Annotated in this window: 5 protein-coding genes; 2 read left to right on the top strand and 3 right to left on the bottom strand. The window is 71.4% G+C overall.

All coding sequences use genetic code 11. The features are described 5' to 3' along the window. A partial coding sequence (locus ACIQOV_RS29550; protein ID WP_401053620.1) for a hypothetical protein occupies positions 1-473 on the top strand: 473 nt, incomplete at its 5' end. 379 nt (positions 474-852) lie between these two features. On the opposite strand, the gene ACIQOV_RS29545 is transcribed toward ACIQOV_RS29550, so the two are convergent. Together ACIQOV_RS29545 and ACIQOV_RS29540 are read right to left on the bottom strand one after the other, a co-directional pair. Further along, positions 853-1332: a nuclear transport factor 2 family protein gene (locus ACIQOV_RS29545; RefSeq protein ID WP_331768802.1), complete on the bottom strand. Its 480-nt coding sequence runs from the start codon at positions 1330-1332 to the stop codon at positions 853-855. A gap of 265 nt (positions 1333-1597) precedes the next feature. After that, the gene (locus ACIQOV_RS29540) at positions 1598-2107 is read right to left on the bottom strand and encodes a hypothetical protein (RefSeq protein ID WP_401053619.1); all 510 of its coding nucleotides are present in this window, start codon (positions 2105-2107) and stop codon (positions 1598-1600) included. Between the two features lie 1010 nt (positions 2108-3117). Between ACIQOV_RS29540 and ACIQOV_RS29535 the strand changes: the two genes are divergently transcribed. Continuing rightward, positions 3118-3765, top strand: a complete 648-nt coding sequence (locus ACIQOV_RS29535) for a transglycosylase family protein (RefSeq protein ID WP_401053617.1) — start codon at positions 3118-3120, stop codon at positions 3763-3765. A 156-nt stretch (positions 3766-3921) separates the two neighbouring features. Here ACIQOV_RS29535 and ACIQOV_RS29530 read toward each other — a convergent pair. Continuing rightward, the coding region (locus tag ACIQOV_RS29530; protein WP_401053616.1) for a protein NO VEIN domain-containing protein at positions 3922-4369 on the bottom strand (448 nt) is incomplete at its 5' end.

Raw genomic sequence — 4369 nt, 5'->3', positions numbered from 1 at the left:
GACTCCCAAACTCATCGACATTGATCATGGAACAGGCCCACGCGGTGACTCCCGAAGCCGACGACAAACGACTCCCGTCCTCGCGTACAAAGCCAGACGTAGGCGTAGACATCCATCGAAACGGTGCCGGCGTAGACCGGGGCGCCGATGTCACTGTTACGCGCCATCAGGTACACCTTGACGCCGGAGCCGGTCGAGCAGAACGGCTCGGCCCACTGAAGGCGGGCGACGACGGTACCGCAGTTGTCGTACTGCCGGCCGGGGCGGTGCCGCCCTTCGAGCCCGGCGGCCGGCCCTCGACCTCCGCGAGGGCCTCCTCAACGGTATGGCCTGCCGGGCGACCGCGACGCCTTCGAGGAGGCTGGCCGCAGCAGCTCACGATCCTGCTGGCCCGATCACCCGAGCTCGCGGCCGCGGCCGTCCACGGCCGCACCTTCGCGGCCATCATGACCAACCGCAAGGAGACCAGCTGACCCGCTGGATCGCCGACGTCTGCGCGGACGAGCAGTGCGGCCCGGCCGGCTTCGCCGCCGGACTGCTCACCGACCTCGACGCCGTCGTCTACGGCATGAGCACCGACTGGTCCTCCGGGCCGGTCGAGGGCCGCGTCAACGACCTGAAGGCGCTCAAGCGCAGCATGTTCGGCCGAGCGAAGCCACCGCTGCTGCGCAAGCGGCTCCTCCTGACCGCAGCCAGCCGCCGCGATCACCACTACCTCTCCGTTTACGGAACAGCAGGGCACGACGTTCGGCGACCCCGTCCGTACGCCCCATCGCCGACGGCAGGGGAAAAACGCGGGCGGCACCATGGCGCGCCGAAGTGCCGGTTACTCGGGCTGCGAAGCGCTTCCCGTCATGTGCGAGCCGCGGTCCGGGAGGGGAGTCGCTCCGTGTCGGCACCGAAGGGGAGGAAGACGGTGCGGGTTGCGAGGAGCCAGTTGCCATCGAGGTTACGGAAGGTGTCCTCGTAGTGGCCCACGTTGGCCGGGAGGCGAGGCTCGATCATGCCGCCGTCGTAGCCGTCGACCCGATACGTCGTCAGATAGGAGACAGCGCGGGCCGTCGTCGTGGACTCCACCGTGACCAGGATGTTCGTCATCAGGCGACGCGAGAGCCTGTCCGACGGGCGCGAGGCGAAGTAGGCCCGCAGGGCGTCACGGCCTTCGATGCGGCGGTCACCGTAAGGCCATTGCCAGATGCCGTCGGGTGTGAACAGCTCAGCCACCGAGCTCGGCTCGCCAAGGTCGAGACGGTGGATGAAGTCCACAATGATCCGCTCGCACGCGCGTTCTGCGAGCATCTGGTCGATCGGGGCGATGATCTTGTCGTCCATTCCCCCTTCCTACCAGCTCGATCACGGTGCAGGGCGGCGGTCTTGGGCAATGCCCAGCACAAGCGCGGCATCGATCGTCATTGCCACCCACCAGCTTCCGACTACAGACCGTCACGCCAGCTGATCGACTTCACGGAATCCGTGCCTGAACCGCTTTCGGCCGTCGCCGAGACCGGTCGGCCTGGACGGGAAGGCCGCTTTCCAGGTCACGACGCAGAGCAGCCCGACAACGGCCCGGCGCCCGTGCGCTGCCGGAGCGGCACCGTCAAGCCCGCCCGCCAGGAACGGCGGCGAGGCGGCCGAGCATCGCGATCACGGTGATCCGCGTCCTACTGTCGTTGGTCACCGCACAGTGGGCGTCGACGCCTCGCTCGTCCGGTGCCTCGTCCGGCTCGGCCAGACCCAACCGGATCAGGTCGACGGCGTACTCGTGGCACTGGGAGTAGTCCGCTGCGGCGCTCACCGCTTCGACATGGTCGATGCGGCCAGGATCCGCAGCACGCAGCAGCGCCGGGGTGGGCGGCGGGCCCAGCACCTCCCCGATCCACCCCGAGACGGCCTCCCGGGGGCAGCCTCGCTCCAGCTTCGAGGTGATCGCGGCAGCGAGCGCCAGGTGGATGAGGAGCGTCCCGAACCAGGCGGTGACCTCGGCCGGGGGCGTGTCCGTGCCTGCCGGCGGCATCACGGCCCGGTACAGCGCGGCCTGGTCATCGGCGTGCGCGGCGACGACGACCGCCTTCACCGCGCTGCCGAGGGCAGCCTGATCGATGGTCATGTCAGCGGTTCTCCCCATGGTTGGCGGCCGTCAACTTACCGCTCCGGCGCGGTGCACGGCTGGTGAAGGGCAGATTTCCCCGCTACGCGCGGTAGCGGGTTGACCGGCCTGACGGCGAGGCCCGGTGCGCTTCTGCCTCCCGCTCGCCTCTGTGCGGCTCGCCCAGGAATCCTGGTTCAGTCGGGGAGCTTCGCGACAAGGTGCCGATTCCGTTGTCGTTCGGCGCCTCTGGAAATGACGTACAGGATGCACTTCGCCGGCAGCCCGGCATCGTCCGGCGCCGCGGCGGGGGCGGCGTGCTGAGCGGCAGGGGACGGAGCGGCAGGTGCTGCGAACGGTTCCACCACCGCGCACCGGCCCCGGACCGCGCCTGCAAGGCAACCGGTCCTCGCGTTCGCGCGTCGCCTCCGCGCCAGGGCCTCCGGGCCGCCGAGCAGAGCAGCCGCGCCACGTCCCCGGGCGCTGCCGGTCTCCTGCCGGCCGGGTTCCCGAGAGGCCCCCGCTCCCAGAGGACCTGGCCGTGCGGTTCACCGCCGTCGTCCGCGACGCCTGCGTCACCCCGAGCGGTAGGAGCCGGGTCGTCTACCCCTCACCGCCCTACGCTTCGCCTTGGTGCCCGCCGGACCCGAGACGCACACTCCGGGCCATCACCGGCGGGCGCCGTCCCCGCCATCAGGGCCGGCCTCCCGACGAGCCGTGCCCCGGACTGCGGACGCGCCCCGCATCGACCCTGTCCGCTCGCCGCAGCACTCCGTTGCCACCGCGCCGTCAAGTCCGCGCCCCGCTCCCCCCGTCGTGGATCACGAGTAGCCCACCCGGACGGCGCGAGGAGATGTTCCGGGCCCGCCCGGGCGATCACCCGGCCCAGTCGCCCGGCCCCGCGTTCGAGTGGTGTCGAGCCGCCGGTCGAACGAGATCGGCGCTTCGCTCCCATCCGTCGAGGACGTCAGGTGCATGGGTGGGAGGGGCACTTCGGTGCCCGGTCCCTGTTCCCGGAGTACGGAGCATTCATGTCACCGCTGTCCGTGGCCCGTCGCCTGGTCGTCGTTTTCCTGTCCCTGCTCGCTGTCGCCGTCGCCGGCGGCGCGGCAACAGCCTCCGCCGCCGCGGCGAGCGCGGGGGTCCTCCGAACGGGAGTGGACTGGGAGGCCGTCGCCAGGTGCGAGAGCGGAGGGCGCTGGCAGGCCGACACCGGTAATGGCTACTACGGGGGGCTGCAGTTCGACAGCCCGACCTGGCGTTCGAACGGAGGCCTCGCCTACGCGCCGCGCGCGGACCGGGCGACCCGCGAACAGCAGATCGCCGTGGCCGAGCACCTGGCCGAGCGCCGCGGCCTGACCCCGTGGCCGGCCTGCGGAGCCCGTGCCGCACACAGCGGCGACCGGCCGACCGCTCACGCCCGCAGCCACCGGCCGGCGCACACCCGGCCCCATGCCTCCGCCATCCCGCCATCCCACGCCGACGCCCCCGCTCCGGTCTGCACGGACGACGAAGACTGCCCGGACAACTGGACCGTGGAGGTCGGCGACACCCTCGGCGGCATCGCCCAGGCCTTCGCCACCGACGGCGGCTGGCCCGCCCTCTACGAACTCAACCGCGACACCGTCGGCGACGACCCCGACCTGCTCCTGCCCGGCCAGGTCCTCGCACTGCGCTGACGCCCGACGGTGGACCGGGCCCGTACGAGCGGCGGCTCGACCTGAGGAGCCCGCGCCGGCCGGGTCGAGGGCACTGCGTGGCCGGGGCCACGAGCACCTTCCCGACACCGCTCGCAGCCCGGGCACCTCCGGGTCGAGCCCACCTGTCGCCCGGTGTCAGGTCGCCGGCCACTCCCACCGTTCGGCCTCCAGCGAGGCCGCGCGCAGACCCTTGAGCCGGACGTCCGACACGGGCTCCAGATCGAGCTTGGCCAGCGGGTCGCTGATCAGGGTCAGAACCGGTTCACCTCCGCTGCCCTCGTTGAGGTGTTCGGCGAGGAGCAGGATGTAGTTCTCTCCCTGTTCCCGGGCGCGGTTGTACTCCGCGGCCGTGAGGGTGACGTCGCTCGGTCGGGCGCCGCCGTGGGCCTTGATCTCGTAGTAGCGGCCGGCGCTGTCGACCACGTCGGCTCCGACGTTCAGCTTTCCGCGCTGGTCGAGGCTGTCCGCGTCCTCCCCGAGAACGGCGGCGAGGGTTCGGATGACCAGGGCCTCCTTGGAGCTGCTGTCCTGGAATCCGTGCCGAGCGGACTGTTCGCGGGGTACGGCACCACCCGGCCTGGGG

Source organism: Kitasatospora sp. NPDC091257 (assembly GCF_044757675.1).
Lineage (GTDB): Bacteria > Actinomycetota > Actinomycetes > Streptomycetales > Streptomycetaceae > Kitasatospora > Kitasatospora lactacystinica.
This window is presented reverse-complemented; position numbering and strand designations above follow the sequence as displayed.

Excerpts from the sequence above, each read along its gene's own strand:
- ACIQOV_RS29535 (WP_401053617.1), top strand. The coding sequence starts at position 3,118 with ATGTCACCGCTGTCCGTGGCCCGTCGCCTGGTCGTCGTTTTCCTGTCC.
- ACIQOV_RS29540 (WP_401053619.1), bottom strand. The coding sequence starts at position 2,107 with ATGACCATCGATCAGGCTGCCCTCGGCAGCGCGGTGAAGGCGGTCGTC.
- ACIQOV_RS29545 (WP_331768802.1), bottom strand. The coding sequence starts at position 1,332 with ATGGACGACAAGATCATCGCCCCGATCGACCAGATGCTCGCAGAACGC.